This is a genomic window from Mesorhizobium sp. M2C.T.Ca.TU.002.02.1.1 (assembly GCF_003997225.1).
Map to the genome: position 1 here is coordinate 1 of NZ_RZTO01001117.1, position 1,564 is coordinate 1,564.

At 61.9% G+C, this 1,564-nt stretch carries 3 protein-coding genes; all 3 read right to left on the reverse strand.

Translation table 11 applies throughout. The features are described from left to right. Positions 1–545 (reverse strand): TCP-1/cpn60 chaperonin family protein (locus EOD07_RS33900; RefSeq protein ID WP_281059115.1); only part of this gene is annotated, 545 nt, incomplete at its 3' end. Positions 546–607: 62 nt separating this feature from the next. Then, positions 608–904, reverse strand: coding sequence for a co-chaperone GroES (gene groES, locus EOD07_RS33905; RefSeq protein ID WP_073987612.1), 297 nt, complete (start codon positions 902–904; stop codon positions 608–610). Between the two features lie 306 nt (positions 905–1,210). Further along, a partial coding sequence (locus EOD07_RS33910; protein WP_245470598.1) for an SDR family oxidoreductase occupies positions 1,211–1,564 on the reverse strand: 354 nt, incomplete at its 5' end.

Below are 1,564 nucleotides of genomic sequence, written 5' to 3' on the forward strand. Positions count from 1 at the left end.
GTCTTGGCTTCCTCGACGGTGATGACGCCTTCGTTGCCGACCTTTTCCATGGCCTCGGCCAGGAAGCGGCCGATCTCGGCATCGCCATTGGCCGAGATGGTGCCGACCTGTGCGATCTCGTCGTTTCTGGTGATCTTGCGGGCGTTGGTCTTGAGTTCGACGACGACCGCATCCACCGCTTTGTCGATGCCGCGTTTCAGATCCATCGGGTTCATGCCCGAGGCGACGGCCTTGGCGCCTTCGCGAACGATGGCTTGGGCGAGAACGGTAGCGGTGGTCGTGCCGTCGCCGGCGATGTCGTTGGTCTTCGAAGCGACTTCGCGGACCATCTGGGCGCCCATGTTCTCGAACTTGTCCTCGAGCTCGATCTCCTTGGCGACGGTGACGCCGTCCTTGGTGATGCGCGGGGCGCCGAACGACTTGTCGATGACGACGTTGCGGCCCTTCGGACCGAGGGTGACCTTCACCGCGTCGGCGAGGATGTTGACACCGCGCAGCATGCGCTCACGGGCATCGCGGGAGAATTTTACGTCTTTTGCAGCCATTGTTAGCTCCTGACAGGGGCTCGGGAAGAGCCCGAAAATTCAATTGATGGAGAGGCCGATATTCAGCCGATGATGCCCATGATGTCGGATTCCTTCATGATCAGAAGGTCTTCGCCATTGAGCTTGACTTCGGTGCCCGACCACTTGCCGAACAGGATGCGGTCGCCGGCCTTGACGTCCAGGGGCACGAGCTTGCCGTTTTCGTCGCGAGCGCCGGAGCCGACGGCGATGATCTCGCCTTCCTGCGGCTTCTCCTTCGCCGTATCCGGGATGATGATCCCGCCGGCGGTCTTGGATTCGGATTCGACCCGGCGAACGACCACGCGGTCATGAAGCGGGCGGAACTTGGACTTTGCCATGTTGTCTTCCTCGAATGAGAACGGTGAGAACTGTTCCTCTATCCGGCGAGGCCGCCGGACATCGGTTAGCACTCACCAAAGGCGAGTGCTAACGTGGCGCTGAAATAGGCTGGCGGGGTGTGAGAGTCAAGGCGCGCTCAAGGGGTAAGCGGCGCGAAATTTTTCTCGCCATGAGGCGATGCTGAAAAAGGCGGACCGCAGGTGCCTGTCAAAATGGAAGCGCCGTGTTTCGCCGGCAAACAGCAGCGAAGCACGGCGTCATGTGACAGGCCTGCGGATTGGAGCGGATGCTTCCAGGCTATGTCCTCAAATGTTCATGCCGCCCGACACTTCGATCCGCTGGGCGTTGACCCAGCGATTGTCGTCGGAGAGCAGCGAGGCGATCATCGGCCCGATATCGTCGGCGACGCCGGCGCGGCCGAGCGCGGTGACGCTGGCCACCATGCGGTTGATCTCGGCATTGTCGCGCACATGGCCGCCGTTGAAGTCGGTGGCGATCGCGCCGGGCGCCACGGTGTTGGCGGTGATGCCGCGCTGCCCTTCGTCAATCTGAGCAACGATCCCGAGCAGGACTCTTTCGCCGACGGCCTGACCGAGGACCTGATCACCGATCTTTCCCGGATTCCGGGCCTGTTCGTCATCGCCCGCAACTCGGTGTTT